This is a genomic window from Nonomuraea sp. SYSU D8015, assembly GCF_008065375.1.
Lineage (GTDB): Bacteria > Actinomycetota > Actinomycetes > Streptosporangiales > Streptosporangiaceae > Nonomuraea.
Genome location: NZ_VJYI01000016.1, coordinates 255,144 through 278,842, shown reverse-complemented (window position 1 = coordinate 278,842; position 23,699 = coordinate 255,144). Strand labels below are relative to the sequence as shown.

The 23,699-nt window shown below is 69.5% G+C and carries 23 protein-coding genes and 1 tRNA gene; 15 read left to right on the top strand and 9 right to left on the bottom strand.

Going from position 1 to position 23,699, the window contains the following annotated elements:
* Positions 1 to 1,308: 1,308 nt before the first annotated feature.
* Together ID574_RS44725 and ID574_RS44720 are read right to left on the bottom strand one after the other, a co-directional pair.
* On the bottom strand, positions 1,309 to 1,914 hold the full coding sequence (locus tag ID574_RS44725) for a DUF6461 domain-containing protein (protein ID WP_223167717.1): 606 nt from the start codon (positions 1,912 to 1,914) through the stop codon (positions 1,309 to 1,311).
* A 67-nt stretch (positions 1,915 to 1,981) separates the two neighbouring features.
* Positions 1,982 to 4,882 carry an Ig-like domain-containing protein gene (locus tag ID574_RS44720; protein ID WP_188195120.1) on the bottom strand — a complete coding sequence of 967 codons (2,901 nt, stop codon included), beginning with the start codon at positions 4,880 to 4,882 and terminating at the stop codon, positions 1,982 to 1,984.
* Between ID574_RS44720 and ID574_RS44715 the strand changes: the two genes are divergently transcribed.
* Genes ID574_RS44715 through ID574_RS44705 form a run of 3 tightly spaced genes read left to right on the top strand, consistent with a single transcriptional unit; the run spans position 4,863 to position 6,894 of the window.
* Positions 4,863 to 5,555: a replication initiator gene (locus tag ID574_RS44715; RefSeq protein WP_188195119.1), complete on the top strand. Its 693-nt coding sequence runs from the start codon at positions 4,863 to 4,865 to the stop codon at positions 5,553 to 5,555. The two genes, ID574_RS44720 and ID574_RS44715, sit on opposite strands and share 20 nt — an antisense overlap.
* Complete coding sequence (locus tag ID574_RS44710) at positions 5,552 to 5,752, top strand: helix-turn-helix domain-containing protein (protein ID WP_188195118.1); 201 nt, start codon at positions 5,552 to 5,554, stop codon at positions 5,750 to 5,752. The genes ID574_RS44715 and ID574_RS44710 overlap by 4 nt, the downstream gene beginning before the upstream one ends.
* Positions 5,749 to 6,894: a tyrosine-type recombinase/integrase gene (locus ID574_RS44705; protein WP_188195117.1), complete on the top strand. Its 1,146-nt coding sequence runs from the start codon at positions 5,749 to 5,751 to the stop codon at positions 6,892 to 6,894. The genes ID574_RS44710 and ID574_RS44705 overlap by 4 nt, the downstream gene beginning before the upstream one ends.
* A 75-nt stretch (positions 6,895 to 6,969) precedes the next feature.
* On the opposite strand, the gene ID574_RS44700 is transcribed toward ID574_RS44705, so the two are convergent.
* Positions 6,970 to 7,046 (bottom strand) — tRNA-Pro (locus ID574_RS44700).
* A 94-nt stretch (positions 7,047 to 7,140) separates the two neighbouring features.
* Here ID574_RS44700 and ID574_RS44695 point away from each other — a divergent pair.
* The 4 genes from ID574_RS44695 to ID574_RS44680 all read left to right on the top strand — a co-directional run bounded on the left by ID574_RS44695 (position 7,141) and on the right by ID574_RS44680 (position 9,260).
* Entirely contained in the window at positions 7,141 to 7,566 is a 426-nt protein-coding gene (locus ID574_RS44695; RefSeq protein WP_188195116.1) for a helix-turn-helix domain-containing protein, read from the top strand.
* Between the two features lie 89 nt (positions 7,567 to 7,655).
* Entirely contained in the window at positions 7,656 to 8,204 is a 549-nt protein-coding gene (locus tag ID574_RS44690; RefSeq protein WP_188195115.1) for a hypothetical protein, read from the top strand.
* A gap of 6 nt (positions 8,205 to 8,210) precedes the next feature.
* On the top strand, positions 8,211 to 9,056 hold the full coding sequence (locus tag ID574_RS44685) for a hypothetical protein (RefSeq protein WP_188195114.1): 846 nt from the start codon (positions 8,211 to 8,213) through the stop codon (positions 9,054 to 9,056).
* 6 nt (positions 9,057 to 9,062) lie between these two features.
* On the top strand, positions 9,063 to 9,260 hold the full coding sequence (locus ID574_RS44680; RefSeq protein WP_188195113.1) for a hypothetical protein: 198 nt from the start codon (positions 9,063 to 9,065) through the stop codon (positions 9,258 to 9,260).
* A 126-nt stretch (positions 9,261 to 9,386) separates the two neighbouring features.
* On the opposite strand, the gene ID574_RS44675 is transcribed toward ID574_RS44680, so the two are convergent.
* Together ID574_RS44675 and ID574_RS44670 are read right to left on the bottom strand one after the other, a co-directional pair.
* Positions 9,387 to 9,743, bottom strand: a complete 357-nt coding sequence (locus ID574_RS44675; RefSeq protein WP_223167712.1) for an ATP-binding protein — start codon at positions 9,741 to 9,743, stop codon at positions 9,387 to 9,389.
* Positions 9,744 to 9,815: 72 nt separating this feature from the next.
* Complete coding sequence (locus tag ID574_RS44670) at positions 9,816 to 10,586, bottom strand: SigB/SigF/SigG family RNA polymerase sigma factor (RefSeq protein ID WP_188195111.1); 771 nt, start codon at positions 10,584 to 10,586, stop codon at positions 9,816 to 9,818.
* 178 nt (positions 10,587 to 10,764) lie between these two features.
* On the opposite strand from ID574_RS44670, the gene ID574_RS44665 reads away from it, so the two are divergent.
* Positions 10,765 to 11,121: an STAS domain-containing protein gene (locus ID574_RS44665; protein ID WP_188195149.1), complete on the top strand. Its 357-nt coding sequence runs from the start codon at positions 10,765 to 10,767 to the stop codon at positions 11,119 to 11,121.
* A 96-nt stretch (positions 11,122 to 11,217) separates the two neighbouring features.
* On the opposite strand, the gene ID574_RS44660 is transcribed toward ID574_RS44665, so the two are convergent.
* Positions 11,218 to 11,934, bottom strand: a complete 717-nt coding sequence (locus ID574_RS44660) for an ANTAR domain-containing response regulator (protein ID WP_188195110.1) — start codon at positions 11,932 to 11,934, stop codon at positions 11,218 to 11,220.
* A gap of 58 nt (positions 11,935 to 11,992) precedes the next feature.
* On the opposite strand from ID574_RS44660, the gene ID574_RS44655 reads away from it, so the two are divergent.
* The 4 genes from ID574_RS44655 to ID574_RS44640 all read left to right on the top strand — a co-directional run bounded on the left by ID574_RS44655 (position 11,993) and on the right by ID574_RS44640 (position 17,292).
* Complete coding sequence (locus ID574_RS44655) at positions 11,993 to 13,825, top strand: SpoIIE family protein phosphatase (RefSeq protein ID WP_223167711.1); 1,833 nt, start codon at positions 11,993 to 11,995, stop codon at positions 13,823 to 13,825.
* 109 nt (positions 13,826 to 13,934) lie between these two features.
* Positions 13,935 to 15,038 carry a glycosyltransferase gene (locus ID574_RS44650; RefSeq protein WP_188195109.1) on the top strand — a complete coding sequence of 368 codons (1,104 nt, stop codon included), beginning with the start codon at positions 13,935 to 13,937 and terminating at the stop codon, positions 15,036 to 15,038.
* Between the two features lie 90 nt (positions 15,039 to 15,128).
* Positions 15,129 to 16,559: an AAA family ATPase gene (locus ID574_RS44645; protein WP_188195108.1), complete on the top strand. Its 1,431-nt coding sequence runs from the start codon at positions 15,129 to 15,131 to the stop codon at positions 16,557 to 16,559.
* 22 nt (positions 16,560 to 16,581) lie between these two features.
* On the top strand, positions 16,582 to 17,292 hold the full coding sequence (locus ID574_RS44640; protein ID WP_188195107.1) for a glycoside hydrolase family 16 protein: 711 nt from the start codon (positions 16,582 to 16,584) through the stop codon (positions 17,290 to 17,292).
* A gap of 12 nt (positions 17,293 to 17,304) precedes the next feature.
* Here the strand turns inward: ID574_RS44640 and ID574_RS44635 are convergent, their stop codons facing one another.
* Positions 17,305 to 18,384 carry a PucR family transcriptional regulator gene (locus ID574_RS44635; protein WP_188195106.1) on the bottom strand — a complete coding sequence of 360 codons (1,080 nt, stop codon included), beginning with the start codon at positions 18,382 to 18,384 and terminating at the stop codon, positions 17,305 to 17,307.
* Positions 18,385 to 18,461: 77 nt separating this feature from the next.
* Here ID574_RS44635 and ID574_RS44630 point away from each other — a divergent pair, with 77 nt between their 5' ends.
* From ID574_RS44630 to ID574_RS44620, 3 genes are all read left to right on the top strand, one after another.
* Entirely contained in the window at positions 18,462 to 19,379 is a 918-nt protein-coding gene (locus ID574_RS44630; protein WP_188195105.1) for a proline dehydrogenase family protein, read from the top strand.
* On the top strand, positions 19,380 to 21,005 hold the full coding sequence (pruA, locus tag ID574_RS44625; RefSeq protein ID WP_188195104.1) for an L-glutamate gamma-semialdehyde dehydrogenase: 1,626 nt from the start codon (positions 19,380 to 19,382) through the stop codon (positions 21,003 to 21,005).
* A 166-nt stretch (positions 21,006 to 21,171) separates the two neighbouring features.
* Positions 21,172 to 21,684, top strand: coding sequence for a hypothetical protein (locus tag ID574_RS44620; protein ID WP_188195103.1), 513 nt, complete (start codon positions 21,172 to 21,174; stop codon positions 21,682 to 21,684).
* 18 nt (positions 21,685 to 21,702) lie between these two features.
* On the opposite strand, the gene ID574_RS44615 is transcribed toward ID574_RS44620, so the two are convergent.
* Together ID574_RS44615 and ID574_RS44610 are read right to left on the bottom strand one after the other, a co-directional pair.
* On the bottom strand, positions 21,703 to 23,202 hold the full coding sequence (locus tag ID574_RS44615) for an FGGY-family carbohydrate kinase (RefSeq protein WP_188195102.1): 1,500 nt from the start codon (positions 23,200 to 23,202) through the stop codon (positions 21,703 to 21,705).
* 12 nt (positions 23,203 to 23,214) lie between these two features.
* A complete protein-coding gene (locus ID574_RS44610) occupies positions 23,215 to 23,694 on the bottom strand; it encodes an RpiB/LacA/LacB family sugar-phosphate isomerase (protein WP_188195101.1) in 480 nt (159 codons plus the stop codon).
* Between the last annotated feature and the right edge of the window lie 5 nt (positions 23,695 to 23,699).

The window sequence follows — 23,699 nt, the reverse complement described above, 5'->3', positions numbered from 1 at the left end:
CGGCGCAGGCTTCATTCCGCAAACGGGTATCGGACTCCGCTTGAGGTCCACAACGAGTACCTGAGCCGGCAGCTCGCAGCATGAAGTGATCATCAGGAAGCTGTCCGGAGAACGCGGGGCTCCTCACTCATTGGACAGCGCGGCAAGGTGGTGAGCATCCTGCGCAATGGCACGCTGGCACTCGTGGAACTCGACGGCGAGCCAAGCGAACTACTCGGCGGAGCACGACGCTGGCCCATCCACTGGGATGACCTGCTGGTGTACACGGTGGACGCCGGGCCAGTGAACCTCGAAGACGGCTACCGACTGGGACTATCCAGCCTCAAACGGAACGCCGTGCAGCATGCCGTACAAGCTGGCAGCAGGACGAGCCTCTGCGGGAAGCCAGTCCATCCACTGCCGATCTGCGACTGGTCGATGCCGTTCTCGCCCAGGGCGACTCGGGCATGCCCGGCCTGTGTCCGCTTGGCAGCGCAGCCTTCATAGGCAAGCCGACGAGCGCGCGCTTGTTCTCCCCGTGGTCTCGGATGTGCGGAGAGGAAGCCATCAAATCCGCTCGCCGTCGACTCCGCCAGCGGACTGGTGCGTCCCATGACCGCCCCTCCCCGACCCTGACAACGACCTGATCCCACCTCGAATGCGCTAAGACCAGAACGGAGTAACCAGCACTCACGTCGAGAATGACTGTCCGCTTTTCAGGCGGAGCAAACACACTGCCTAGCTGACCAGGACCGTGGTCAGGCGCATGTGTACGGTCGCGCGGATGCGTCTGCGTGTGGGGACGTTGCTGTCAGTGCTGCTGTCACCTCAGCCATGGTCACCCGGTGCCGGGGCCCGACGAAGGAGGGCTTCGGCGTCGATCGCCCCAGCCATGGTCGGCGGGCGCCGAAGTCTGCGATCGTCACGGCCATGACCACTTCGATGCGAACTGTGGGCGGGCCCACGACGACAGCCCTGCCGTACAGATCGAACGTGCGCCGCCGTGCGACGGAGGTTGGCGCTGTATGACGCTGTTGCTGTACGAACTGCTGTACAGCACCTGACCCCGGAGGCACCGGAAGCGGTGCGGCAGCGACCTTCCGCTTCCAGCGGTACCAACCTCGCTGTCAACACAGCCCTCTGCTGATGGCTGGAGAATCATCGAGGTGCGCTACCTGCTCCGCCGCCAGGTCATCGCCTCACGCTTTCTGACCCTCCGCGCCCAGCCGCCCGATCCCATGAAAATCACAGACTACGAGCTGGCCTGGGCTTATGCGATGGGATAACGGCCAACCTCCAGCCAGTACACCAGAGGCGGGGCCACCCCCGTCACCTTGAGGTCAGTCCGATGCGAGAGTGCACCGCCTCAAGCCAGTCAGCGGCCATGTCTGTTTCCGTTATGCGGCCGATCAACGCCAGGGTCGAGCTAATGCTCTCGTCCTCTTCCACGGGGTTGTCATCGCCACTGACCTGAAAGCGCAGCCCATCCATCAGGTGATCGAGCGCGTGCGGGTCGCTGCCCTGCTTGGAGTCGGGCCAGGTGGGTCGGAAAGAGACGATGGTGTGCCCGTCCCGGATGTACTTGAATCTGTCATGGCCGTTGATGTCCATGCTGAAGCTGAGGGCCTGACGGCCTCCTTCGGTCAGCGACAGCAGGAAAGCGTCGTCTGAACGTGCCGGCAGGATGCCCGTCCACCCTCCGGCCTCGGCTACCCAGAGAGAACCGTCGTCGCCGTTGTGGTCGAGGATTTCGCTCAAGTGGCTCGGGACGCGGGTGGAAAGGTCCAAGGAGAAGGCCTGGGCGAGGGTGTCGAGATCCGCTCCCTTGATCCAAAGGGCGCTGAATCCCAGCGACCACAGGTCCATGTCGTGATCGAGTTCATCGTTGAAGAGAGTCGAGACCAGAAGGTCGTGCAGGTACGTCGGCGACCGCATGATCACCTCTCGATTGTAGGTGCGCCAGGAGGGGGCATCCCGGAGACGCCCCCTCCTGACTGTGGAGTTATGACGGTGGCGCGCCCGCGCGGATTCTGACCCAGAAGGCATTGGACGGCCAGTTGCCCGCGCCGCCTTCGCGGGAGCTCGAAGTGAAGACGCGATAGCGGGAGTAGAAAGCGCCTAGATCGAAACCGGCGGCTTCGTTGTGCGCCGCGCTCACCATGCGAAGTGAGGCGTTGAACGTAGGCGTCCAGACATTGTTGACCATTTTGCCCTCGACGCCGAGCGCTTGGAAGGTGGAGCGGAACGGATACTCATCGCACTCCTTGCCCGGGCCGTTCCCGCTGAGGTTCGGACAGTACCAGGTCATCTGGGTGCGGTTCTTCCCGTTCAGCAGCACGCCGTCGGGGGCGAGCTCGCTGTTCGCCCACCTGGTCAAGGGGGCCCTGGGTATCACGTCGTAGTTGCCGGGGAACTTCTTGGTGATGGGCTGGCCTTGCCGATCCAGCTTCGGATCGGTCGCCTGCGGGTTTTGGAAGGCGTCCCTGATGTGTCTCGCCACCTCTCCACGGAAGGGATCTTCCGTGTACATGGTGTAGACACGGTCGGCGCCGAGAATTCTGCATCCGCCGGTGTGGCCGGGCCAATAGAAGTCGCCATTGGACCTGCGCGCCGGATAACTGAGTCGAATGCTGTCGCAGCGGGCGACGAAGGGAAAATCGCCCTTTGGCCGAGTGGGGATCTGCTCGGTCCCGAGGTGGTGCCACAGCTTGAACGGTTCCGGGTCGAGGAAGTCGATGCTAACCCCTGGGTAGAGCTTGGGGCGCAGTGTGCAGTTTCCCCAATTGGAGCCCTGGGACCGGAAGACGAAAGCGGTCTGGCCGTTTCGCTTGAATTCACCGATCGTGGCGATTCTCTTTCCGTCTTCAGGGCCCTCGATCATGTCGCAGTCGGAGTTGTCGGACCCTGCGGCCTCCACCCTGACCGTGATGTTGCGCCCGTCGAGCACGTTCGTCTGGACGCAGTTGGCGCCCACGACGATGAGTTCGCTGATGTTGATCCAGATACTGATGTCTCTGGCCTTCAGGTTGGGGTTGTTCTGCCCGTATACGACCGGCCCATCCTTGGTGGTGCCGAGGTTGGTGTACATGATGACGTTGACGGTCATCCTGACGCCTTGCGACTTGGGGCACGGCGTCTTCGGGAGCCCGGTCAGCAGGTCGACCTCCCAGTCGCCCCATCCTGCGATCCGGCTGTAGCAACCGGTATAGGGACGCATGACAGTCCAGCCGAATCCGTGCCAGGGGCGCGGTGACTTGAGACGCTCCGCGTTGCAGTCCGCGGGGCTCATGCGCTGGTAGTCGAACGGACCGCTGGTGTTCGTGTCCGTTGCCGCGGTCACTCCAGCCGGAGCTGTTTTTCCAGTAGGTAGGGCTGGCGTAGAAGTAGACACGTTGAGGGTGTGCCAGGTGGTCCAGGCGCCGTTGACGCCGGCGGCGGTGGCGCGGGCGCGCCAGCGGACCTTCCATCCGTCGGTCAACTTGCCCGAGGCGATGGTGATCCCGGCGGAGGAGCCGTTACTCACTGCTGTGGTGGTGCTGCCCGACCAGATCAGACCGCTGCCCTGGCCGGAGGCGGTCGGGTCATGCTCAACCTCCACCGTCATGGTCGACGAGCGACCGTCCGGATCGCTGAGCCAGCCGATGAACCGTGGTGTCAGGGTCGAGGTGACCGTGCCCTCCTCATCGCTGGTGGGAGTCACATACTCACTCGACACCGTCGGCTTGGAGATGTCCACGTTGAGGGTGTGCCAGGTGGTCCAGGCGCCGTTGACGCCGGCGGCGGTGGCGCGGGCGCGCCAGCGGACCTTCCATCCGTCGGTCAACTTGCCCGAGGCGATGGTGATCCCGGCGGAGGAGCCGTTACTCACTGCTGTGGTGGTGCTGCCCGACCAGATCAGACCGCTGCCCTGGCCGGAGGCGGTCGGGTCATGCTCAACCTCCACCGTCATGGTCGACGAGCGACCGTCCGGATCGCTGAGCCAGCCGATGAACCGTGGTGTCAGGGTCGAGGTGACCGTGCCCTCCTCATCGCTGGTGGGAGTCACATACTCACTCAACACCATCGGTGAGTTCGGCGGTGGTGGGAGTTCCTTCGTGGTGAACGACCATGTGTGCAACGCCATCACGTTGCCCGCGTCATCCTTGGCGCCGGTCACCTCAACCGTGTATTTGGTGCGCTCGGCCAGTGGCTGAGCGGGAGTGAAGGACAGGACGGTCGTGGAGTCCGCCGCGAGAGTACCGGCCACGATGCCGCCTGCCGGATCCTTGACCACAATCTGGCCCTCGGACACCGGCTCACTGAGAGTCGCCTTGATCGGGCCGCCGAGAGCCACATCGACGGCGTTGGGTTCGGGGCTCGACGCGGTGACTGTCGGCGCGACGGTGTCCGGCTGGGCGGTAGTGAAGGACCAGGAATATGGTTCCATCACGTTTCCCGCAGGATCCCTCCCCCCTGAGACACTGACGGTGTGGGCGGTTTCGGGGTTCAGGGGACCGCCGAATGTCAATGTCCACGTTGTGTTCGCAGCGTCTACAGCGATGTCACCGAGAACCGGCGCTCCCGCCGCATCGGCAGCGGTGATCTGAGCATCCGACACGGCCTCGGAGAACCTCACGACGACTTTGGTTTTCACCGAGACACCCGTGGCGCCGCCTGCCGGACTGACGTGCGCCACCGTAGGCGCAGTGACATCCGCCTCCGTGGTGAACTGCCAGAGACGTGGAGCGACCTCTTGGCCGTCCACATCCGTGGCGCCGTTCACTTCCACGCTGTAGGTGGTCGCGTGCCGTAGCGCTTGAGCGGGAGTGAAAGTGAGCACCTTCTTGGCGGCATCCAGGGCCGTCGTCCCTTGGACCGCTGTCCCGACCGAGTCCTTGAGGGCGATGTTCGCGGTCCGTGCCATTCCACCCACCGTTCGGCGCGTCCGGCTCACCACTCCCCCAAGCCCCCTGGGCAAGTGGGAACTGAGCTGGGGCGATCAGTTCGACATCCGGCCGATCCTGGTCGATCCGAGCGCCGAAGGGCTCAGCGAGCGGGCCGTAGCCGGTTACATCGCCAAGTACGCCACCAAGGGCGCGGAAGCCTCCGGGACGGTGGATCATCGCCTGTCCTGCTCGGCGTGCGCGGGCCGTGGGCGGATGACTTTGATGGCCACCTGCGGACTGTGCCACGGCACAGGTCTCAAGCCTGGCCTGCACCTCGACGCCCTGCCGGTCACCGAGCACGCCCGGCGCATGATCCGTACCTGTTGGGACCTGGGCGCACGACCCGAGTTCACCAGCCTGCGGCTCCGGAAGTGGGCGCACATGCTCGGGTTCCGGGGACACTTCTCCACCAAGAGCCGCCGCTACTCCACCACCCTCGGGGACCTGCGCAGCGCACGCGCCCAGCATCGGGCCACCGAAGCGCGGGAGCGTCACGGCCTGCCCGCCGTCAGCGATGCGACCACGCTCGTGCTCGGGCACTGGCGGTTCGCCGGGATCGGCTACACGTCCGGCGAAGCCATCATGGCCGAGCACATCCGGCAGCGCGTCCAGACCGCCCGAAAGATCGCGGCAGAGCCGGAGGACGGATGACACCAGCCCCATCCGCCCACGATCGGCGGCTCTATCGCGTCACCGACGCCATGCACCTGCTCAGCCTCAGCCGGAGCGTGATCTACGAGCTCATCCGCTCAGGTCGCCTCCGCTCCGTCACCCAGGGGCGTACGCGCCTCATCCCCGCCTCAGCCATTGAGGACTACATCGCCCTACTCGAACAGGAGGCTTCATGACCGAACGACGCAGCCGGGGCGACGGCGGCCTGCACTGGGACGAGAAGCGGCAACGCTGGATCGCCTCGGTGACGGTCGGCTACACCCCGGCCGGCAAGCGCATCGTCAAGAAGGCCAGCGGCAAGACCAAGACCGAAGCCAAGGCCAAGCTCAAAGAGATCATCCGCGACCACGAGGACGGGCTTGCCAGCGGCCCGGCGAACTACACCGTGGCGGACGCCGTGACGGGCTGGCTCGCCTATGGCCTGCATGGCCGCAACCAGAACACGGTCACCAACTACCGGACCCTGTGCGACAAGCACATTCTCCCCGACCTGGGCGCGCGCAAGTTGCGCGAGCTGAGCGCCGAGGACGTGGACCGGTGGCTCGTCGGCAAGGCCAAAGTTCTCAGCGCCCGCACGGTGCGGCTGCTCCACTCGTGCCTGAACCGTGCCGTGAAGTTCGCCCAAGCCCGCGACAAGGTGAAGCGCAACGTCGTGGGCCTCTGCGAGATCCCTGAGGGCAAGGAAGGCCGCCCGTCCAAGTCCCTCACTCTCGACCAGGCGAGCGCCCTCCTCGACGCGGCCGAGGGCACACGCCTGTACGCCTACGTCGTCCTGTCGCTGCTGATCGGTGCCCGTACGGAGGAACTGCGGGCGCTCACGTGGAAGGAGGTGGATCTCGTCGGCGACCCGGACAAGGACATCCCGCCATGGATCGCCGTGTGGCGCTCGGTACGCGAAGGAGGCGACACCAAGACCAAGCGCTCACGGAGATCACTAGCGCTGCCCAAGCGATGCGTGGAAGCGCTCAAGGCGCACCGGGAGCAGCAGCGGAAGGATAAGAAGGAGGCAGGCGAGAAGTGGAAGGATCACGGTCTCGTCTTCGCTTCCCTCGTTGGCACACCGCTCGACGCCCACAACGTACGCCGCGCCTTCCGGAAGATCGTCAAGGACGCGGGGATGCCCGCGTACTACTGGACGCCGCGAGAGATGCGGCACAGCTTCGTCTCGTTGCTTTCCGACTCTGGCGTCCCGTTGGAGGACATCGCCCGCCTCGTCGGCCACAGCGGGACGGCCGTCACCGAAGCCGTCTACCGCAAGCAGATCCGCCCCGTACTCCTGCAAGGAGCTTCGGCGATGGACACCCTCTTCGCCCGGTAGTCACTCAGTTGGTCACTCAGCAATGCGAAAGGGTGCCACCCTAGAGAGTGACACCCTGCTCGACCAGCGAAAACCTGGTCGGGACGACAGGATTTGAACCTGCGACCCCTTGACCCCCAGTCAAGTGCGCTACCAAGCTGCGCTACGTCCCGGTTGTGTCGACCGCTCCCTGTGCGGTGCGACGTCATAACCTTAGCGCACATCGGAGGTGCACGCGCACACGGAGAGCGGAGTGGAGGTGGCCAGGTGGGCCGCAAGCCGACCATCGATCGGAAGGAACTGGCCGAACTGGTCGCCCAAGGGGCGAGCGTGCAGGAGTTGGCGGCTCATTTCGGGGTCAGCGAGTCAGGGGTGTTGCAGGCCAAGCGGGCTGCCGGGCTGGCCAAGCCGATGATGGACCACAGCGCCGCCGTGCCGTGGAAGCTGGCCCGGGCGCACGCCCAGTCGGGGCCGGCAACGAATCTGCGTAACCTGTCGGCGGCCGCTCAGGGCAGGCCGCCGGCGGCCGAGCGGCTCAACACGGCGCTGCGGTGGGCGCAGCGGCTCGTGGACGCCGGGCTGGACGTCCGGTACGACGCCGACGAAGGGTTCAGCGAGGTCCCTGCGGCACCATCGGGATCACATGTCGCAGTCGTTCTCGCGGCGGCGCGGAAAGGGCTCGAAAGCCGCTGAGCACGGGCCTGCCGGTATGGCCTGACGAGTTTCGACATACCTGTTCGAGGGCAGTCGCGGTCTCAACATAGAGACCGGAGGCGAACATCATGACCACCTACGCTTGGGTGGCCGTCGTCGTGGTCGCGGTGGTGGCGGTCGCCGTAGTGGGATATGTCGTGCTTCAGCGGCAGAAGCGCCGCAACCACCTCCGCGAACGTTTCGGCCCGGAGTACGAACGCACGGTCGCCGAAAGCGAGAACCGGCGGGAGGCCGAGCAGGAGCTGCTCGCGCGCGAGCGGCGCCTTTCCGAGCTCGACATCCGCCCTCTCCCCCAGGAGGCCCGCGATACCTACGCCAACCGGTGGACCGAGGTGCAGGAGCGCTTCGTGGACGCGCCGGGGTTCGCCGTGACCGAGGCTGATCAACTGGTGACGGCTGTCATGGCGGAACGGGGTTACCCGACGGAGGATTTCGAGCAGCGGCTCTCCGACCTGTCGGTGGGGCACGCGGCAACTCTCGATCACTACAGAGCGGCTCACGAGATCAGCGGGCGCGCGGCCAGGAAGGAGGCCTCCACGGAGGAGCTCCGGCAGGCCATGGTGCACTACCGCGCGCTGTTCGAGGAGCTGCTGAATGAGACCACCCGAGGACGGTGAAACGATATGAGCAGCAGCGACGAGCTCAAAGTGCCGTCGCAGCGCACCGATGAGCGCGCCGATGAACGCGCGGATGAGCGCGCCGACGAGACGGACGCGCGTGCCCGTGACGACGTTCAGGATGCCGAGGAGTTCGGCGGGCGTCCGCGCGAGGAGGAGCGAGCGGCGGGTCCCGAGCCGGTTGCGGGCGCCGAGCGGGCGGACGGCCACGGCAACGACAACAACAACGACAAAGACGACGATCGGCTGAGGGGGGAGAGTCCCCGGGTCGGTGACGAATACGCGGCGGCCGTTCCCGGGGCGGTCGTCACTCCTGCCCCTCACGGCGTTCCTGCTTCTGGGAGCGCTCCCGTCCCCGGGGACGAAGAGGCGCCGTATCGGGATCCGTATGCCAGGACCGACGGCGACATGCTGGCAGAGCCAGAGGCCCTGGAGCCAGAGCGGGAGCTGGCGGGTGGTCCAGGGCCGGTCCGGGCCCCGGGTGGGGCCGATGAGGTGCCGGCGCATGCCGCGCCCCAGGACGTAGCGCTGTTCGACCAGGATCCCGCCCAGGTGCAGGCCCGCTGGCGCGACCTGCAGGCGTCCTTCGTCGACGACCCCAGCGAGGCCGTGCAGCGCGCCGACGGCCTGGTGGGCGAGGTGGTGGAGTCGCTCACCAGCAGCCTCACCAGCCGCACGAACGCCCTGCGCGAGCGCTGGAAGGACGCCCCCGGCCCCGACACCGAGCAACTGCGCCTGGCACTCCGGGACTACAGGACGGTCCTCGAGCGCCTGCTCGCCCTGTCCAGCCGCCAGACGACCCAAAGCGCCGAGACGGCCGGGGTCGCCGGCCAGAGCGAGGAAACGAGGTGACATGACATGCTCGCGATAGTGGCAGCGATCATCTTCGGGCTGGGCTTCCTGCTCGATCTGGTCGGCGCGAGGATCCCCGGCGGGTTCTCGGGCATGACGTTCGCGCTGCTGGGGCTGTGCCTGCTGGCCCTGCATCAGGCAGGGGTCGGCAAGGCCAGCTTCCGCACCGGTTACAGCAACTGGCGGGGCCGTGCCCGCCGCTGACCGACCAAGATGATCATCCGAACGGAGCGGCCTCCCGCCAAGACGGTGCGGGAGGCCGTTCGTGTGTGCGGCGGAACTCACCCCTTGCCGAGGCGCCCCAGCCGGTGAAGCCGCAGGCGACGGAGCTCAGCCCTTGCCGTGGAAGCGCATGATCACTGTGCTGCCGCCGCTGCCCACGCGAAGGGTCAGGTCCGACGACAGCAGGCGGGCCACCCACAGGCCCATGCCGCCGATGGCGCCGGGCATGGGCCCGGGCTTCCATGTGCCCTCGTCGTGCACCTCGACGACGAGGTCGCCGTTCACCGTCCAGGTCCGCAGGGTGGCCCGGTCGGCTCCGTGGGTGACCGCGTTGGTCGCCACCTCGTTGACGGCGATGACGAAGTCGCCGATCGCCTCCTCGGGCATGCCGGCGTCACGGGCCTCGTCCTCGGCGAACTGCCGGACCCGGGGCAGATCCGGCAGCCGGAATCGGAACCGTCTCACGGGCGCGCCGGGTGGCGGGCTCGTGTAGCCCGTCTGAGGCTCGACGTCCTCGTTCACCCGGCGACCTTCTACTCAACCGACCAGTTCGCTGCGAAGCTGGTCGAGGACCTTGCGGAGGATGCGCGAGACGTGCATCTGGGAGATGCCGAACTCCGCCGCGATCTCGGCCTGCGTCATGTTGCCGAAGAAGCGCAGCAGAAGAATGTGCTTCTCACGCGAGGGAAGCGCGTCGATGAGGGGTTTGACGGCCTCCCTGTCGACCATGGTGCTCAACGTGTCGTCGTCCTCCGGGATGACGTCGCCGAGCGAGGCTGCGTCGTCGTCGGTGCCGAGCGGCGCGTCGAGCGAGAGCGTGCTGTACGCGGCGGAGGCGTCCAGTGTCAGCAGGACGTCCTCCTCGGTGATGTTCATCTTGGCCGCGAGCTCCGCGACGGTGGGCGACCTGCCGAGGTCCTGGCTGAGGTCGGCGACCAGCCGGTTGAGCTCGGAGCGGCGCTCCTGGTAGAGGCGCGGCACCCGGATGGCCCAGGTGCGGTCGCGGAAGTGTCGCTTGACCTCTCCTGTCATCGTCACCACCGCGTAACCTCTGAACGCATGCCCGAGGCTGGGGTCGAAGCCGTTGACGGCCTTCATCAGGCCAACATACGCGGCTTGGAGGAGATCCTCCAAAGGTTCGCCCCGATAGCGGTATCGCCTCGCGATCTCCATGGCGAGCGGCCGGTGCATCTCGACGATGCGCTCGCGCAGCCGCTCCCTGTGGCTGTCGGGGGTGTCGTCCCTGGCCATCTCGGCCAGGAGCTCTTCTGCCGTCATCTCCTCGAGGTCGTATTCCTGCACAGCCATTCGCTGCTCCTCATATGGATCGCAGGCGGCCTCTGCTGAAGCAGGAAAAGCCCATGCAGAGGCGCGCCTCGCTCTACTCTCGAGACGAAAGCCCGCTGCTGGACTTCGGCTCCAGTGTCCCCCGTGCCGTCAGAAGTATTCCTCCCTCGTGCGGTGACAGTAGGGTTGCTCCGTGACAATGCCGGAAAACGGCGACGGGCCCTCGGCGGCCCTGAGCCTGACGTCATCGACCGTCGACGAGATCACCGTGATCCGTGTCGACGGCGTGCTCGACGCGACCACGCGCGAGCAGTTCGCCGATTACCTGTCGATGGCGGGTTCCGACGTGATTCTCGATCTCGCCGGAGTGACGTTCATGGACTCGCGCGCGCTCGGCCTGATCGTCCACCACTGGCAGACGAGCCTGGCCTCCGGGGCGAGGTTCGCGCTGGTCGGGGTCGAATACTCCAAGTCCAAGGTGATGTGGATCACCGGGCTGGCGCAGCGGCTGCCGCTCTACGACACGCTCGACGACGCCCTGGCCGCCATTGGCTGAGGCCCGAAGCCAGAGCCAAAGCCCGAGGCCAGGGCCTGGTCCGAGGCGCCAAGCCCGAGGTCAGCGCCGGCTCAGAGGGCGGCGCGGCGACTGAGGTCAGCGCCGCGACTTGCGCTGGTGCTCCTCGACCAGGAGCCTGGCCAGGTCGGCCACCTTGACCTGGTGGTGCTGGGAGATCCGGCGCAGCTCCTCGAACGCGGCCTCGGCGGTGCACCCGCTGGTCTGCATGATGATGCCCTTGGCCTGGTCGATGACGGAGCGACCGGCGAGCGCCTCCTGGAGCTGGGCTGCGTCGGTACGCACCTCCTCGAACTCGGACATGTTCGCCATGGCCACCCCGAGCTGCTCGGTCAGCATGTCGGTGAGCGAGTGGGCGCCCTGCGGCGAGAACGCCCCGGGCCGTACGGAATAGAGGCCCACGATCAGGTCGGCGGACGCCACGTCGATGGGGACGACCAGCGCCGACCGCACCCCCCAGCGGGTGGCCAGCGCGTCGTAGCGCGGCCAGCGGCTGTCGGTGAGCACGTCGTTGACGGAGGCGCGGGCCCCGCTCTTCCTGGCCTCGATGGACGGTCCCTCGCCCAGCTCGCGCTCGCCCTCGACGAGCATGATGAGCTCGCTGTGCGAGCCGGCGGCCAGGACCCGGTGGTCGCGCCAGTGCTCGGCGGAGGCCCCGGAACAGCCGGGCACGCCCGCCGCCAGGGCCGTCGTGAGCCCGCGCAGCACGCTCTCCGTGGAGGTGTCTTCGCCCAGGCGCCCCAGCGACGCGAGGTCACGCGCGAGGCCCGGGGTGATCATCGCGGTCGATTCCATAGCGATATCGCCCTACCCCATATGGCACCCATTATCCCGGGTGGCGTAGCGTCGGAGGATGACCATGCCGGACCTCGAACACGCGCTGGACGCGCTGGCGGGGCGCGTCTCATCGCTGCGTGAGGCGAGGACCGCCTATCCCGCGGACCTGGCGCCGACGCTCGACGCCGCGCTGGCCGAGCTCGACACCGCCGTCGAGCTGTTGGCCGAGGCGCGCGAGCAGCTGCGCAAGGCGCCCAAGCGGGCGGGGGGCAAGAAGGACGGCGCGCAGCGCGAGCTGAAGCTGCTGCGCCAGGTGTTCCGGGCGTTCCCGGTGCCGGTGATCGTGCTCGACGGCGGCGGCGTGGTCCGGCGCATCAACCCGGAGACCTCGCGGCTGCTCGGCAGCCCGGACGGCTATCTGGTGGGCCGCTCGTTCCCGCTGCTGGTGGACGTGTCGCGGCGGGCGGCGTTCCGGTCTCATCTGACGTCGGTGCTGCAGACCGGGCATCCGGCGGCGTTCGAGACCCGGCTGGCGCACCAGGGGCGCAGCCATGTCGTGCAGATCGCGCTCACCAGGCTGACGATGCCGGGCGAGCCGCAGCAGATGGTGGCGGCGGTGGCGCTGCCGATGGAGGTGCAGCTGCCCGAGCCGGGCGCGCGGCGGCCCGAGCAGTCCGACGGCGCGCTGCTGCTCGCCGCGGCCAAGCGGCAGGACCTGCTGGCCAAGATGGGCACGTTGCTCCTCGACGAGCAGGCGCTGCTGCGTCCCGTCGCGCTGCCGCGGGCGACGCGGCTGCTGGCGGCCGAGTGGGCCGACTGGGTGATCGCCGACGTCGTGCGCGGCGGGCTGCCGCGCCGCTCGATCGTGGTGGGGCCGAAGGACCAGCCGGTCGGCGAGCTCGTCCGCCAGGTCGAGGCCGTCGACCCGGCCACCTGTCAGGTGGTGCTGCAGGTGCTCGATCGGGGCTCGGGCGTGGTCCTGGAGATGGTGGACGACGAGAGCTTGCTGGGATTCTGCGCCGAGGGCCCGGTGCTGACGGCGATGGGCGCGGGCTCGCTGGTGAGCGTGCCGATCGGGGCCGGCGACGGGGTGCTGACGCTGGTGCGCACGCACGACAAGCAGCCCTTCGCGCTGGCGGACCTGGCGGTGCTGCAGGAAGTGGGGTTGCAGCTGGGGCTGGCGGTACGCGCGCAGAGCAGCTACCAGAGCCGTTCCCGGGCCGCGGACGCGCTGTCGGCCAGTGTCGCACCACGCAACCTGCCCGACGTGCCGGGTTATGAGGCGGCCGCCGTTTACCACCCGGGGTCGTCGGTGGGGGCGGAGTTCTACGACGTGTTCCCGGTCTCGGGGGGGTGGGGCTTCGCGCTGGGCGGGGCGGCCGGCAAGGGCGAGGAGGCGGCGTCGGTCAGCGCCATGGTCCGCGGCGGCCTGCGGGTGCTGAGCGTCTGGGAGTCCGATCCCGACCTGGTGATGCGCAAGGTCAACGAGGCCCTGGTGGCGCAGGGCACCGGGATGTTCGTGATGGCGGTGGCGGGGTTCGTACGGGGGCGCGAGATCCGGCTGTCGTCGGCCGGGCACCATCCGGCCGTGCTGCTGCAGCCCGACGGCGGCGTGCGGTACGCGGCGGGCGGCGGCGTGCCGCTGGGCATCGCGGCCGAGGCGGAGACCTGCGCGCAGAAGCTGACGGTCTCTCCCGGGCAGACGCTGGTGCTGTATTCGGAGGGGTTGATCTCCTCCAGGAACGAGCACGGCGAGCCGTACGGCGAGGAGCGGCTGGCCGACGTGCTGGGCCGGTGCGCGGGTCAGGCGCCGTCCACGGTGGTCAAGGCGGTGGAGTCGGACCGGCACGCGTTCTCGGGCGGCCAGGTGTGGGATGAGATCGTGGTGTTCGCTCTCCGCGGTGTCTGATCTGTAGGGGTTTGCGATCGGGGCAAACCTGGGTATCGTCAAAGGCGTAGACGCATGTGCCTAAGACGCAGGCACACCTTTGACGCTTTCCACGCTGCTGAGGTGTGCCATGAATATCGCGATCGTCGCTTCCGCCGGGGGTAACCAGCGCCACCGCATCCTCTCCGTCGCACGAGAGCTGGGGCGCGAGCACCACGTCACCATCTATTCCCGCCGTGACAACGCCGAGGGCAAGCCCAGGACGCGGGTGGCCCCAGGGGTCACACTGGAGCAGCTCGACGTGGGCCCGGCCAAGGACTTGCCCGGGGACGAGGTCCTGCCGTACCTCAACGACATCGGCGAGAATCTGATGCGGCGGTGGAGCCAGGACCGGCCGGACGTCATCCACGCTCACACCTGGACCTGGGGCCTGGCCGCAGTGGCGGGCGCCAAGGGGCTGTCGGTGCCGGTTACGCAGACGTTCCACACCGTCGACGCCGCGCACAAGGACGTCGAGCTGGCCCTCGGCCGCCGGGCCGACGCGGTCATCGCCGGCTCGGGAGACGAGGAGTCGGCGCTCATCCGGCTCGGCGTGCCGCGCGGCCACATCGCGGTCGTCCCCTACGGCGTCGACACCGAGCGCTTCCAGCGGCGCGGCCCGGTGGCCACGCGCGGCTCCCGCAAGCGGCTGCTGCACGTCGGCCCCCTCACGCCGGACCGCGGCGCGCACACCGTCGTACGGGCGCTGCAGGGCCTGTCCGACGTCGAGCTCGTCATCGCCGGCGGGCCGGAGCCCGACCAGCTGGAGGACGACCGGGACGCGCGCCGCCTGCGCTCCCTGGCCGACCAGCTCGGCGTCGCCGACCGGGTGACGCTGCTGGGCCAGGTGAAGCGCGCTTCGGTGCCGAAGCTGATGCGCAGCGCGGACGCCGTGGTGTCGGTGCCGCGCGAGGCCGTGACCGGGATCGTCGCGCTGGAGGCCATGGCCTGCGGCGTGCCGGTGATCGCCTCGGCCGTCGGCGCGCACCTCGACTCCGTCATCGACGGCGTCACCGGCCTGCTGGTGCCGCCGGACCGGCCGGCGCGCACCGCGCGCCTGGCCCGCGAGCTGCTGTCGGACCCGACCCTGCGCACCGCGCTCGGCTACGCGGGCGCCGACCGGGCGCGCTCGCGTTACTCCTGGGAACGCGTGAGCCAGGAGCTGGTACGGGTTTACGAGGCGGCCTGCGCCTGAACCTACCGGACGGCTCCGGCGGGCGGACGGCCTGCCGGAGCCGTTTCATGGCCTGGCCGGGGACCCCAGGTGTGTGCGAGTGTGGCGCGCATGGAGATCGACGAGGCACGGTCGCTGGCGCAGGCCCTCCAGAGGCTGCTGCACAGGGCCGCCACCATGATCGACGAGTCCCGGCCCACACCCGAGCTGGTGGCCAGGGTGACCGGGCACGTGGGCTGCGAGCTGAAGGACCTGATCTGCGTCACGCAGGCGTTCAACGTCTGGGAGCACGCGAGCCTGCAACGCGGCGTGGACGCCTACCTGGCCGCCCGGGGCAAGGCGGACTGGTTCGGGGTGTCGGGGCAGGGCCGCGAGCACAGCGACACGATCGACATCCTGTCAACGGTCGCCCGCGGCTTCGAGGCGTACGAGATCAGCGCCGTCGACTACGCCACCACGGCCGTCGGCCCGGACGAGATGATCGAGGTGGTGAACTTCGGGCTGGTGCAGACGTCGGCGCCGGACGGCTCCCCCATCGTGATCGTCCTGCGCGGGCCCAGCGAGAGGTACGGCGGGACCGGCTGCCGGGTGGAGGTGATGGCCGCCTCCCGCGCGAGCGCCACCGCCGCCAGGGAGGAGATCGAGCGGCTGACGCGGCGCCACGACGTGCTGCGCGGCCAGATCCTGACGTTCGGCGTCTCGGAGTACATGGGCAACAGCCTGGTCACGTTCCTGCCGCGCCCGTCGCTCGCCCCGGAGGAGGTCATCCTGCCCGACGGGGTGCTGGAGACGATCGAGCGGCACGTGGTCGGCATCGGCCGGCACGCCGAGGCGCTGCGGGCGCGCGGCCAGCACCTCAAGCGCGGCCTGCTGCTGCACGGCCCGCCCGGCACCGGCAAGACCCACACGGTGCGCTACCTGATGGGGCGCATGCCGGGCGTGACGGTCGTGGTCCTGGCCGGCACGGCTGTGGGCTCCATCTCGGACGCGGCGGCGCTGGCCAGGCGGCTGCAGCCGGCCATCGTGGTCGTGGAGGACGTGGACCTGGTGGCGCACGACCGCCGCCTGTCCGTCGAGGGCAGCCCGCTGCTGTTCACGCTGTTCGACGCGATGGACGGGATCGGCGCCGACGCCGACGTCACGTTCGTGCTGACCACGAACCGGGCCGACGTGCTGGAGGAGGCCCTGGCCAACCGGCCGGGACGGGTGGACCTGGCCGTGGAGGTGCCCAGGCCGGACGCGCGCTGCCGGGCCGCGCTGCTGCGGCTCTACGGCGGCGACCTGCTGCCGGAGGCGGACCTGGAGCCGCTGGTGGCCAGGACGGAGGGCATGACGGCGTCGTTCTTCAAGGAGCTGCTGCGCAGGGCCGTGCTGGGTGCCCTGGCCGCCGACGGCGCCGTGGACCGGCTGTCGGCCGAGCATCTGTCGGACGCGCTGGAGGAGATGCTGCGCGGCCAGGAGGAGCTGACCCGCACGCTGCTCGGCGCCCCACAGCCGATGTCCAGAGTGGCCTACGGGCCGGACGGGCTGTTACCGGAGTGACATCTTTGGTTCTATGGGGCGCATGCTCAGACGCAGTTCGATCATGGCGGCGGCGCTTCTGAGCGTCGCCGCGCTCCCCCAGACCGCGCAGGCACAGACATGGGGCCCGCCCGTCCTCGTGGAGGACTTCGACGGCTCGTCGATCGACACGAGCAAGTGGATGATCTACCACTCCCCGGACGCGGAGCGGAATCCCCGCACGGGCAGGGCGGCGACGGTCTCGAACGGCGTGCTCCGCCTCAAGGGCGGCATGTACGGCGGCAAGGACCTGTCCGGCGGCGTGGCCACCCGGCACGCGCAGACGTACGGCCGGTGGGAGGTCAGGTTCAGGGCCGAGGCGGGCGCCGGTTACACGCCGGTGGCGCTGCTGTGGCCGACGGCGCAGGGCGAGGGCGCCGGCTACGCCGAGGTCGACTTCGCCGAGATCGTGGACCCGAAGCGGCAGGGCGGCGGCATCTTCGTGCACAGCGGGCACGGGCGGGCGCAGCGGCAGCTGCGGGCCGACTTCACGAAGTGGCACACGGTGGCGGTCGACCGGCTGCCGGGCCGGCTGACGTTCTGGCTGGACGGCAGGAAGGTGTGGGACTACCGCGGCGCGTACGTGCCCGACGGCGGCCGGATGGGGCTGGCGCTGCAGAACGACGTGGTGTGCGAGCCACGCTGCAGGGACGCCTCGACGCCCGCCACCGTGTCCATGTACGTCGACTGGGTGAAGGTCTACAAGGCCTCCTGACCGCCGCGGGGCTCAGGCGCCGTCCTGGCCGCGCAGCCGGGCGGCCTTGAGGCCCAGGTGGACGGCCAGGCGGTCGTCGCCGTCCGACAGGTCCCGGTGCGTGAGCCGCTCGGCCTTGCCCAGCCGGTAGTAGAGCGTCTGGCGGTGGATGCCCAGCTCGACGGCCGTCTTCTGGGCGTGGCCGCCGCAGTCGAGGTAGACCTCCACGGTGTGGGCCAGCTCGGCGTCCAGCGCCGCGGTCTCGGCCGCCAGCTCGCGCAGGTCCTGCTGGCCGAGCCGGGCCAGCAAGCGATGCACGCCGAGGTCCTCCCAGCGGGCGACGGGGGCGTGCCTCGGGAAGTGCTCGGCGATGCGCAGCGCCTGGCGGGCCTCGCGCCAGCTCAGCCAGGCGTCGGCCGGATCGGTTCTGGGCGCGCCGACGCCGGCGGCGGTGCCGTACGCGCTCTGGACGGTCTGCGCCACCTCGACCGCCAGGTGGGCGGGGGCCAGCAGGGCGACGGGCGAACCCGGGCGGGCGAGGACGCCGCGCGGGAGGGTCCAGAGGGCGGCCACGCGGTCCTGCGACTCCCGTACGGCGATGGCCGTGACCGGCCCCGGCACCTCGATGGAGACGCCGGCGCGCTCCTCCGGGTCGGCCGAGAACAGGGCGAGCAGGCCGCGCCCCAGGTCGCGGCGGCTCCTGGCCTCCTGGGCGAGCGCGGCGGCGGCCCTGGCCACGAGCGGGGCCACGAGCGGCGCGGCCGAGCGGAGCCGCTCGTCGGTGAGCGTGCCCGAGTCGAGCAGCCACAGGTAGCCGTAGGCGACCTCACCGTGCCGCAGCGGCCAGCACACCCGGGCCAGGACGCCGAGCGCCGCGTCGCCGGGGATCCTGACGGGGCCCTCGGCCCTGGCGATGCCGTAGCGCTCGAAGTAGTCGCGCACCTCGCCGGTGGCGCGCCTGCGCAGGATGGACTCCTGGCGGACCGTGTCGATGTCGCCGTGCTGCGCGCCGTAGGCCAGCAGCCGGAACGAGCGGTCCTCCAGCGTCGCGGACGCCCCCAGCAGGGCGGCGATCTCGTCGACGATCTCTTGGAGGTCAGCGGCGTCGTACATTTGTACAACAGCATTCCACACCGGGCGTTACGCGCGTCGATAGCCCCCTCTGAGCTGCGGTTTTTACACTTGGGCCCATGCTGGGTCAACTGCTGCTCGCCGCTTCCAGGAGCGGTGTCGTGCACCGCACCGTGTCGGGTTTCCCGCTCACCAAGAAGGTCGTGGAGCGGTTCGTCGCGGGCGAAAGCGTCCAGGAGGCCCGCGACGCCGTCGAACGGCTGCGCGATGCGAACCTCGCCGTCACCGTCGACCACCTCGGCGAGGAGACGCGCGACGCGCGGGCCGCCGAGGCCACCGCGAACGCCTACATCTCCCTGCTGGAGGCGCTGCGGCCGCTGGAGCTGGGCGCCAGGGGAGAGGTGTCGGTGAAGCTGTCGGCCGTCGGGCAGCGGCTCGACGACGCGATGGCACTGGAGCACGCCCGCGAGATCTGCGCCGCCGCGGCGGCCGGCGGCTCGGCGGTCACGCTCGACATGGAGGACCACACCACGGTCGACTCGACGCTGGGCATCCTGCGTAAGCTGCGCGAGGACTTCCCGGAGACGGGCGTGGCGATCCAGGCGTACCTGTTCCGCAGCGAGGAGGACTGCCGCGACCTGGCGGCGGAGGGCTCCCGGGTGCGGCTGGTCAAGGGCGCCTACCGCGAGCCCGCCTCGGTCGCGCACCAGGGGAAGGCCGCCGTGGACAAAGCGTACGTGCGATGCCTGCGGATCCTCATGGCGGGGAAGGGATACCCCATGGTGGCGACGCACGACGATCGCATGATCGCGATCACGGAGCTGCTCGCCGACCGGTACGGGCGGACGATCGGCGACCACGAGTTCCAGATGCTCTACGGAATCCGGACCGACCGGCAGGAGGCCCTGGCGGGGGCCGGCCACACGGTCCGCGTCTACGTCCCGTACGGCGACGACTGGTACGGCTATTTCATGCGCCGCCTGGCGGAGCGCCCGGCCAACGTCGCCTTCTTCCTTCGTGCCCTTGGGGGTAAGTAAATGGATGCCATCAGCAACGTCCCCGTCCCCGCCAACGAGCGGGTGTACGGCTACGCGCCGGGCAGCGCCGAGCGGGCCACGCTGGAGGACCGCATCAAGGAGCTGGCCGGGGCGTCACTCGACCTGACCATGACCATCGGCGGCGAGCAGCGGCTCGGCGGCGGCGCGCCCATCGACGTGGTGCAGCCGCACAACCGCGCCGCCGTGCTGGGCCGGACCCACGAGGCAACCGCCCAGGATGTGCGGGCGGCCGTCGACAGCGCGCTGCGGGCGGCGCCCGCGTGGCGGGCGCTGCCGTTCGACGAGCGGGCCGCGATCTTCCTCAAGGCGGCCGACCTGCTGGCCGGGCCGTGGCGGGCGACGCTCAACGCGTCCACGGTGCTGGGCCAGTCGAAGTCGGCGTACCAGGCGGAGATCGACGCGGCCTGCGAGATGATCGACTTCTTCCGGTTCAACGTGGCCTACGCCCGTCAGCTCTACGCCGACCAGCCGATGTCGTCGCCCGGTGTGTGGAACCGGATGGAGTACCGGCCGCTGGAAGGGTTCGTGCTGGCGATCACGCCGTTCAACTTCACCTCCATCGCCGGAAATTTGCCGACTTCTGCCGCTTTGATGGGCAATGTCGTCGTCTGGAAGCCGTCGCCCACCCAGCAGTTCTCCGCGCACTTCATCATGCAACTGCTGGAGGCGGCCGGCCTGCCGCCCGGCGTGATCAACATGGTCACCGGCAACGGTCAGGCCGTCTCCGAGGTGGCCCTCCCCCACCCCGAGCTGGCCGGCATCCACTTCACCGGCTCGACGGCCACGTTCCAGCACCTGTGGCGCACGGTCGGCGAGAACATCGCCTCCTACCGCGGCTACCCGCGGCTGGTCGGCGAGACCGGCGGCAAGGACTTCGTCGTCGCCCACCCGTCCGCCGACCCGGCGGTGCTCTCGACGGCGCTGATCAGGGGCGCGTTCGAGTACCAGGGGCAGAAGTGCTCGGCGGCCTCGCGGGCGTACGTGCCGCGCTCGATCTGGAACCGCATCCGCGACGACTTCGTCGCCACGGCCGAGTCGCTGACCGTGGGCGACGTGTCCGGCGACCTGTCGACGTTCATGGGCGCGGTCATCGACGACCGGGCGTTCGCCAAGCACAAGGTGGCCATCGACCGGGCGCGGGCGGCCTCGAACATCGACGTGCTCACGGGCTCGTACGACGACAGCGTCGGATATTTCGTGAAGCCGACCGTCCTGGAGTGCGCCGACCCCACGGACGAGATCTTCGTCAAGGAGTACTTCGGCCCGATCCTCGGCGTGCACGTCTACGAGGACCGCGACTTCGACCAGGTCCTCGACCAGATGGAGGGCATCGCCCCGTACGCGCTGACCGGATCGGTCATCGCCCAGGACCGCTACGCCATCGCCGCGGCCTCCGACCGGCTGCGCTTCGCGGCCGGCAACTTCTACGTCAACGACAAGCCGACCGGCGCGGTCGTGGGCCAGCAGCCGTTCGGCGGCGCCCGCTCCTCGGGCACCAACGACAAGGCCGGCTCGATCTTCAACCTGATCCGCTGGGTGAACGCCCGCACCATGAAGGAGACGTTCGTCCCGCCGACCGACCACCGCTACCCGCACATGGGCTGATCTTCACCCCGCGCCCTCGGCTGCGAGACCGGCCGAGGGCGCCGCGCGTGATGCCCGGGGAGCCCTGGGTCCGGGCCTGGTGACGCCTCGATCTTCGAGCCGGCGGTCGTTTGTATGCGATGATCCGAGGGTGGGCGACCTGACCAGGCGTGTGAGGTTACGGTGGGTGCTGCTGCTCGCGGCCGTGCCGGCCCTCGTGCTGATCGCGGTGTCACTCGCGCGCTCGGCGGGTTTTCCGACCGCCCGCCTCCTGGCCGACACGACGGAGTCCGGCGGCGGCTTCTCCGACTCCGCCGATCGGACCGTCAGCATGCGCTTCGACATCAGGAACGCCGGCTGGACGGCGGTCACGATCACGGGCGTGGGGCGCAGCGGCTCTTTCATGCGGCTGGTCAAGACGGACGGGCCCCGATTCCCGCACACGCTCGAGGCCGGGGAGAAGGTGCACGTGGAGCTCGTCTACCAGGTGACCGACTGTGACGCCGTCCCCGACGAGGACTGGCCGATCCCGGTGCGGGTGGAACGGTGGTGGGGTGCTCAGACCGTGGAGGTCGACCCCTCGCCGCAGACGCCCGACGTGTCGGAGGACTACGACGAAGAGCCGGTGGACGGCGAGATGCCGGCGTTGATCAAGTGGCATGCCGCCCGGGCCAGTCACGTCTGTGACTGGGGCCTCTGATCCCGCGTCTGGGACGGCTCAGTCTCCCCGGCAACGCGCGCGGGACACGGCCAGGCGGTTCCAGTGGATCCTGGCGCCGTCGCGCAGGGTCAGGAAGTCGCCGTACAGGTCGTCGTACAGCGCGGAGCGTTTGTCGTCGGGCTCGAAGACGTCGCGCGGCCGCACGTGCCGCTCCACCGCGGCCCGCACGGAGGGCTCGGCTCCGGTGGCGACCAGCGCGGCGATGAACGCGCCCTTGGCACCGAGCTCGGTGTCGGCGGACCGCATCGTGGGCACGCCGGTGACGTCGGCGAGCAGCCGGCACCAGAAGTCGCTGTTCGCGCCGCCGCCCGTGATCCGCAGCTCGGTGGCGTGCGCGCCGGAGCACTCCAGGCATTCGCGGACGACGTAGCTCATCCCTTCCAGCATGGCGCGGGTGATATGGGCCTTGGTGTGCTCGAAGGTGAGCCCGCTCAGCGAGCCTCGGGCGCGGGTGTCGCGGAACGGGGCGCGCTCGCCCGCGGGGCTGAGGTAGGGGTGGAAGAAGAGGCCGTCCGCGCCGGGATCGGCGGCCTGCGCGAGGTCGGAGATGCCGCCGGGTTCGCCGAGCCCCATCAGGTCCATCCCCCAGCCGATGGCCTCGATCCCGGCCATGGCGGCGAGTGAGCGCAGGTATCCTCCGGGCACGCCGGAGGGCAGGGTCATCCCGGATGGGGTGCAGGAGGTGTCCACGGCCGCGACGGGTGTCGCGATGGAGAGGGTGGTTCCGAGGATCACGCAGGCCTGTCCCGGGGTGACGGCGCCGATGCCGAGCGCCGTGGCGGGGATGTCGAAGGGCGCCATCACCACCGGCAGCCCGGCCGGGAGGCCCAACTCCGCCGCCGCGAGGGTCCGCAACTGGCCGATGCGGTCGCCGTCGCCGCGGATGCCGGGCAGGAGGCGTTCGGCCCACGGCATGCCGAGGAGGTCCAGGATTTCCGGCGCGTAGGCGCGCGTGCGGATGTCCAGGAAGGGTGAGGCGGCGTCGGACTCCTCGGCCGCGTACTCGCCGGTGAGCCGCAGGAACAGCCAGCCGCCGCAGTAGAGCGCCTTGTGGGAGGCGTCGAGCCGCTCCCGGTCGTGGGCCCGCAGCCAGGCGAGGATGGCGCCGGACGTGCCGGCGAAGCCGTAGTTCCCGTTGATCTTGAAGGCGGCGTCGAGCACCCCGCCGGCCTCCCAGCGGTCGATGATGTCGCAGGCCCGTCCGTCGTTCCACAGGATGGCGGGTCCGGTGGGGCGGCCGTCGGGTCCCACGAGCCAGCATCCGTCCCCCTGGCCGGTGAAGGCGAGCGTCCGCACCGGCTCCCGGCCCGCCCGGACGAGGGCGCGGACGGTGGAGACGACCGCGTCCCAGACGCCGTCCATGTCCTGCTCGCTGAAGCCCGGCCCGCCGCGCCGCACCTGTGTCGCCTGGCGGGCGACCCGCAGTTCGTGCCCCTCCTCGTCGAACAGCACGGCCTTGACCATGGTGGTGCCCGCGTCGACGCACAAGACGGCCATGTTCCTCGCTCCCTAGCTCGCGCTGCGGTCCTCGTAGCGGGTGATGACGACGACCTTCTCGTTCGACGGGGAGGAGCTGTCGAACTCGTAGCCCAGCCATTCCTTGACCAGGCGGCGGGCCAGCTCGGGCCCGATCACCCGCTGGCCGAGCGCGAGCACCTGGCAGTTGTTGGACAGGATGGACCGCTCGGCGCTGAAGGAGTCGTGGGCGACCGTGGCGCGTACCCCGGGCACCTTGTTGGCGCTGATGGCCATGCCGATGCCGGTGCCGCAGATCAGGACGCCCCGGTCGATCTCCCCCGCCGCCACGAGCTCGGCGAGCCTGATGCCGACCTCCCCGTAGGACTCGCTCTCCGGATCGGAGGCGGGCACGCCGAGGTCGCGGACCGACTCCACTCGGTCGTCGGCCCGCAGGTCCGCCAGGATCAGCTCCTTGTAGGCGAGCCCGGCGGAGTCGCAGCCGATCGCCATACGCCAGCGCTTGGACACCATGGAAG

What these genes read in the sequence shown, in the direction of transcription:
- ID574_RS44685 (WP_188195114.1), top strand. Translation starts at nt 8,211, where the DNA reads ATGAGCAGCAGCGACGAGCTCAAAGTGCCGTCGCAGCGCACCGATGAG.
- ID574_RS44655 (WP_223167711.1), top strand. Translation starts at nt 11,993, where the DNA reads ATGACCATGCCGGACCTCGAACACGCGCTGGACGCGCTGGCGGGGCGC.
- ID574_RS44680 (WP_188195113.1), top strand. Translation starts at nt 9,063, where the DNA reads ATGCTCGCGATAGTGGCAGCGATCATCTTCGGGCTGGGCTTCCTGCTC.
- ID574_RS44720 (WP_188195120.1), bottom strand. Translation starts at nt 4,882, where the DNA reads ATGGCACGGACCGCGAACATCGCCCTCAAGGACTCGGTCGGGACAGCG.
- ID574_RS44725 (WP_223167717.1), bottom strand. Translation starts at nt 1,914, where the DNA reads ATGCGGTCGCCGACGTACCTGCACGACCTTCTGGTCTCGACTCTCTTC.
- ID574_RS44635 (WP_188195106.1), bottom strand. Translation starts at nt 18,384, where the DNA reads ATGTACGACGCCGCTGACCTCCAAGAGATCGTCGACGAGATCGCCGCC.
- ID574_RS44645 (WP_188195108.1), top strand. Translation starts at nt 15,129, where the DNA reads ATGGAGATCGACGAGGCACGGTCGCTGGCGCAGGCCCTCCAGAGGCTG.
- ID574_RS44640 (WP_188195107.1), top strand. Translation starts at nt 16,582, where the DNA reads ATGCTCAGACGCAGTTCGATCATGGCGGCGGCGCTTCTGAGCGTCGCC.
- ID574_RS44710 (WP_188195118.1), top strand. Translation starts at nt 5,552, where the DNA reads ATGACACCAGCCCCATCCGCCCACGATCGGCGGCTCTATCGCGTCACC.
- ID574_RS44650 (WP_188195109.1), top strand. Translation starts at nt 13,935, where the DNA reads ATGAATATCGCGATCGTCGCTTCCGCCGGGGGTAACCAGCGCCACCGC.
- ID574_RS44715 (WP_188195119.1), top strand. Translation starts at nt 4,863, where the DNA reads ATGTTCGCGGTCCGTGCCATTCCACCCACCGTTCGGCGCGTCCGGCTC.
- ID574_RS44705 (WP_188195117.1), top strand. Translation starts at nt 5,749, where the DNA reads ATGACCGAACGACGCAGCCGGGGCGACGGCGGCCTGCACTGGGACGAG.
- ID574_RS44665 (WP_188195149.1), top strand. Translation starts at nt 10,765, where the DNA reads ATGCCGGAAAACGGCGACGGGCCCTCGGCGGCCCTGAGCCTGACGTCA.
- ID574_RS44610 (WP_188195101.1), bottom strand. Translation starts at nt 23,694, where the DNA reads ATGGTGTCCAAGCGCTGGCGTATGGCGATCGGCTGCGACTCCGCCGGG.
- ID574_RS44615 (WP_188195102.1), bottom strand. Translation starts at nt 23,202, where the DNA reads ATGGCCGTCTTGTGCGTCGACGCGGGCACCACCATGGTCAAGGCCGTG.
- ID574_RS44690 (WP_188195115.1), top strand. Translation starts at nt 7,656, where the DNA reads ATGACCACCTACGCTTGGGTGGCCGTCGTCGTGGTCGCGGTGGTGGCG.
- ID574_RS44660 (WP_188195110.1), bottom strand. Translation starts at nt 11,934, where the DNA reads ATGGAATCGACCGCGATGATCACCCCGGGCCTCGCGCGTGACCTCGCG.
- pruA (WP_188195104.1), top strand. Translation starts at nt 19,380, where the DNA reads ATGGATGCCATCAGCAACGTCCCCGTCCCCGCCAACGAGCGGGTGTAC.
- ID574_RS44670 (WP_188195111.1), bottom strand. Translation starts at nt 10,586, where the DNA reads ATGGCTGTGCAGGAATACGACCTCGAGGAGATGACGGCAGAAGAGCTC.
- ID574_RS44630 (WP_188195105.1), top strand. Translation starts at nt 18,462, where the DNA reads ATGCTGGGTCAACTGCTGCTCGCCGCTTCCAGGAGCGGTGTCGTGCAC.